The organism is Vibrio sp. OPT46, assembly GCF_015163535.1.
GTDB classification, from domain to species: Bacteria; Pseudomonadota; Gammaproteobacteria; order Enterobacterales; family Vibrionaceae; genus Vibrio; species Vibrio alginolyticus.
This window is the reverse complement of record NZ_JADDYG010000700.1, coordinates 21,850-26,461: the sequence shown is the minus strand read 5'-3', so window position 1 is coordinate 26,461 and position 4,612 is coordinate 21,850. Positions and strand designations below refer to the sequence as shown.

4 protein-coding genes are annotated in these 4,612 nt (G+C 48.3%); all 4 read left to right on the top strand.

Annotated elements, in window-relative coordinates:
- A partial coding sequence (locus IQR33_RS34360) for an isocitrate lyase/phosphoenolpyruvate mutase family protein (RefSeq protein WP_228014136.1) occupies window positions 1-479 on the top strand: 479 nt, incomplete at its 5' end.
- A gap of 131 nt (window positions 480-610) precedes the next feature.
- On the top strand, window positions 611-1,753 hold the full coding sequence (prpC, locus tag IQR33_RS25595; RefSeq protein ID WP_005377283.1) for a 2-methylcitrate synthase: 1,143 nt from the start codon (window positions 611-613) through the stop codon (window positions 1,751-1,753).
- 156 nt (window positions 1,754-1,909) lie between these two features.
- Window positions 1,910-4,501 carry a Fe/S-dependent 2-methylisocitrate dehydratase AcnD gene (acnD, locus tag IQR33_RS25590; RefSeq protein ID WP_054579505.1) on the top strand — a complete coding sequence of 864 codons (2,592 nt, stop codon included), beginning with the start codon at window positions 1,910-1,912 and terminating at the stop codon, window positions 4,499-4,501.
- 9 nt (window positions 4,502-4,510) lie between these two features.
- Window positions 4,511-4,612 (top strand): PrpF domain-containing protein (locus tag IQR33_RS34355; protein WP_228014139.1); only part of this gene is annotated, 102 nt, incomplete at its 3' end.

The window sequence follows — 4,612 nt, the reverse complement described above, 5'->3', positions numbered from 1 at the left end:
AAGCCGCGGTTGATGCACGCAATGATGAAAGTTTCGTGATTATGGCTCGTACAGACGCGCTAGCTGTTGAAGGCATGGACAGCGCAATCGAGCGTGCGATTGCGTGTGTGGAAGCTGGCGCAGACATGATCTTCCCAGAAGCGATGACCAAGCTGGATCAGTACCTTCAGTTCTCAAACGCACTTGAGCAAGCAACTGGAAAGCACGTTCCTATTCTGGCCAACATTACCGAGTTCGGCGCAACGCCACTGTACGGCTGCGATGAGCTTGCAAAAGCGAAAGTCGATATGGTGCTTTACCCATTAAGTGCGTTCCGTGCCATGAACAAAGCTGCTGAAACGGTCTACAAACATTTGCTAGAAGTGGGTAATCAGGAAGCACTGGTTGATTCGATGCAAACACGTAAAGAGTTGTATCAGCACCTGAATTACCACGACTACGAAGACAAACTTGACCAGTTATTCTCTGAAGGGAAATAGCGGGGAAAAGCAAAAATAAACGGAAGCCCAAGAAAAAGATAATCGGAATTTATCTCATCTAATAACGTGAAATTCGTTTGGCTAAAAACACCCCAGAGAGGGAAAAGTCAGACAGAAAAGGAGTTCAAACAATGTCTCAAACTGCAGAAAAGAAAGCAGAATTAGGTGGCGCAGGCCTTCGTGGTCAAAGCGCAGGAAGCACAGCTTTATGTACTGTCGGAAAAACGGGAACTGGTCTAACTTATCGTGGATACGATATTACTGATCTTGCGAATAACGCACAGTTTGAAGAAGTGGCTCACCTTCTGTTACGCGGTCACTTGCCGAATCAACAAGAACTCGATGCATACAAGACACACCTACTCAGCCTTAGAGGTTTGCCAGCCGAGCTAAAACAAGCTTTAGAGTTAATTCCTGCAAGCGCACACCCAATGGACGTAATGCGCACGGGTTGTTCTGTATTGGGTAACCTAGAGCAGGAAATGAGCTTCGAGGAGCAACTGAAAGCAACCGAACGTATGCTAGCCTTGTTCCCTGCCATCATCTGTTACTGGTACCGCTTTAGTCATGATGGCGTGCGTATCAACACCGAGGATCAGACTGAAGATTGCATCGGTGGTTACTTCTTGCGATTACTTACAGACAAAGCGCCATCTGCGCTGCACAAACAAGTGATGCATTGCTCGCTTATTCTTTATGCTGAACATGAGTTTAATGCTTCTACATTCGCAGCACGCGTTTGTGCATCAACGTTGTCAGACATCCATTCTTGTATCACGGCAGCAATCGGTACGCTTCGTGGACCACTTCACGGCGGTGCGAACGAAGCGGCGATGGAAATGATTGAAGATTGGCAAACGCCCGACGAGGCGGAAGCGAACATCATGAAAATGCTAGCCAATAAAGACAAGATCATGGGCTTCGGTCATGCGATTTATCGTGAAAGTGACCCTCGCAACGCCTTAATAAAACGATGGTCCAAAGAGCTATCGAAACAAGTTGGTGATACACATCTATATGCGGTTTCTGAGCGTGTTGAATCAGTGATGAAGCGAGAGAAAGGTCTGTTCTGTAATGCGGACTTCTTCCATGCATCGGCTTACCACTTCATGGACATTCCAACCAAACTATTTACCCCAATCTTTGTGATGAGTCGTTTAACGGGCTGGGCTGCACACGTTTATGAACAGCGTGCCAATAACCGTATTATTCGCCCAAGTGCCGATTATACGGGCCCAGATCATCAAGAATGGGTGCCTATCGAGAATCGCTAGCGCGAAGGTCAACGAGGGCATTATATGCTTTGGTTGACCACCTCCTTCCTTTGTCATTCTCTCTAACAGAGGAAGGAGATCCTCTCATCACTGTGTTTCTGGAGCAATGGAAAACCTTGATGAAGGCAAGATGTAAAGACTGAATGGAAGCAAACCATGAACACAAATATTAATACTCAATATCGTAAGCCGCTTCCGGGAACTCAACTGGATTATTTTGATGCACGCGAAGCCGTCAATGCCATTTCTCCTGGAGCCTATGAAACACTCCCTTATACCTCTCGCGTGCTAGCTGAGCAACTGGTCCGCCGCTGTGACCCGAACACATTGACAGATAGCCTGAAACAGTTAATTGAACGCAAACGCGATCTTGATTTTCCTTGGTATCCAGCACGCGTTGTTTGTCATGACATTCTTGGTCAGACCGCTCTAGTCGATTTAGCGGGTCTGCGCGATGCCATTTCAGATCAGGGCGGCGATCCTGCAAAAGTGAACCCAGTGGTTGAGACACAATTGATCGTTGACCACTCTTTAGCGGTTGAACATGCGGGCTTTGATCCTGATGCCTTCGACAAAAACCGCGCGATTGAAGAGCGCCGTAATGAAGACCGATTCCACTTTATCGAGTGGTGTAAAACAGCGTTTGAAAACGTCAGCGTGATTCCAGCTGGGAATGGCATCATGCACCAAATCAACTTGGAAAAAATGTCTCCTGTGGTACAAGCAAAGCAGGGCATTGCCTACCCAGACACCTGTGTGGGTACGGACAGTCACACGCCTCACGTAGACGCTCTTGGTGTTATTGCGATAGGTGTCGGTGGTCTGGAAGCAGAAACCGTCATGCTTGGCCGACCATCAATGATGCGTCTACCAGATATTGTCGGTGTCAAACTGACGGGTAAACGTCAACCGGGCATTACCGCAACGGATATTGTCCTCGCGATTACTGAGTTTCTGCGTAATGAGCGTGTGGTATCTTCATATCTTGAATTCTTCGGAGAAGGCGCACGTGATCTAACGATCGGAGACCGCGCAACGATTTCAAACATGACACCAGAATACGGCGCAACAGCTGGCATGTTTTATATTGATGAGCAGACCATCAATTACTTGAAACTAACTGGTCGAGATGAAGAACAAGTTGCTTTAGTAGAAAATTACGCAAAACAAACCGGTCTTTGGGCAGACGATCTTGATAGCGCAGTTTACGAGCGCGTACTTGAGTTCGATTTATCATCAGTTAGCCGTAACTTGGCTGGTCCGTCAAACCCTCATCGTCGTTTACCAACTTCTGAGTTGGCACAGCGCGGCATTTCTGGAGCGTGGGAAGAGAAAGAAGGCGAGTTGCCAGATGGTGCAGTGATCATCGCTGCTATTACCTCATGTACGAATACCAGTAACCCAAGAAACGTGGTTGCTGCTGGCCTTGTGGCGAAGAAAGCCAACGAACTTGGTCTTGTACGTAAACCGTGGGTGAAATCGTCTTTTGCTCCGGGTTCTAAAGTTGCACGCTTGTATCTGGAAGAAGCGGGCTTATTACCAGAGCTAGAGAAGCTTGGCTTTGGCATTGTTGGTTACGCATGTACAACTTGTAACGGTATGAGTGGTGCGCTGGATCCAAAAATCCAACAAGAGATCATCGACCGTGATTTATATGCGACAGCGGTGCTTTCTGGTAACCGTAACTTTGATGGTCGAATCCATCCGTACGCCAAACAAGCTTTCTTGGCTTCACCACCATTGGTTGTCGCTTATGCGCTAGCCGGTACGATTCGTTTTGATATCGAGCGCGATGCACTGGGCACTGACCAACATGGCAAACCAATTTATCTCAATGATTTGTGGCCAAGCGATGAAGAGATCGATGCAGTTGTCGGTACTCATGTTAAACCTGAGCAGTTTAAGCAAGTTTACATTCAGATGTTTAAGCTGAATGATCAAGAGCAAAATCCCAACCCGCTGTACGACTGGCGTCCGATGAGTACCTATATCCGCCGACCACCGTACTGGGAAGGTGCGCTAGCGGGAGAAAGAACATTGTCTGGTATGCGTCCATTGGCGATTCTGGGCGACAACATCACCACTGATCACTTATCACCATCCAACGCGATTCTCGCAAGCAGCGCTGCAGGTGAATACTTAGCGAAAATGGGTGTGCCAGAAGAAGATTTCAACTCTTACGCGACTCACCGTGGTGACCACTTAACGGCGCAACGCGCGACCTTCGCTAACCCAAAGTTGTTCAATGAAATGGTGAAGGAAAACGGCGAAGTCGTGCAGGGATCTCTGGCGCGTGTAGAGCCAGAAGGGCAGGTGGTTCGTATGTGGGAAGCGATTGAAACCTACATGAATCGTAAACAACCATTGATCGTGGTGGCTGGCGCGGATTACGGTCAGGGGTCATCCCGTGACTGGGCAGCAAAAGGCGTTCGACTGGCGGGCGTAGAAGCCATTGTTGCTGAAGGCTTTGAGCGTATTCACCGTACTAACTTGGTTGGCATGGGCGTACTACCACTGCAATTTAAGTCGGGCGTTAACCGCAATACGCTAGAGCTGGATGGTACGGAACTTTACGACGTGGTTGGAGAAATCAAGCCGGGCGCTGATTTAGCGCTGGTTATCACACGCAGCAACGGCGATAAAGTCGATGTTCCGGTTACTTGTCGCTTAGATACCGCTGACGAAGTTCACGTGTACAACGCGGGCGGTGTTCTGCAGCGTTTCGCGCAAGATTTCTTGGCACAATAAGGAGTGCGTATGGCAAATAATACTCCGAATCAAACAAGCCAAATAAAAGTGCCCGCGACGTACATGCGTGGCGGCACGAGTAAAGGTGTCTTTTTCAACCTAGAGGATTTA